Source organism: Streptosporangium amethystogenes (genome assembly GCF_000721075.1).
Classification (GTDB): Bacteria; Actinomycetota; Actinomycetes; order Streptosporangiales; family Streptosporangiaceae; genus Streptosporangium; species Streptosporangium amethystogenes.
On the sequence record NZ_JOEQ01000218.1, the window covers coordinates 1 to 218 of the forward strand.

The window sequence follows — 218 nt, forward strand, 5'->3', positions numbered from 1 at the left end:
AGGGGTACCGGCGGGCGATGGCGCAGTTGCTGGGGGCGACGGAGGTCGATGAGCTGATCTCGCATTCGCTGTTCTCGGTGGAGGGCGGGCAGGCGGCGGGGGCGCAGCTGCTGGAGCGTGGTTGTACGGGGATCGTGTGCGCGTCGGACCTGATGGCGCTGGGCGCGATCCGGGCCTGCCGGGACCGGGGGCTCTCGGTGCCGGGGGAGGTGTCGGTG

Annotated in this window: 1 protein-coding gene; it reads left to right on the forward strand. The window is 72.9% G+C overall.

Going from position 1 to position 218, the window contains the following annotated elements; translation table 11 throughout:
• A partial coding sequence (locus tag IG98_RS0144350) for a substrate-binding domain-containing protein (protein ID WP_030926890.1) occupies positions 1–218 on the forward strand: 218 nt, incomplete at both ends.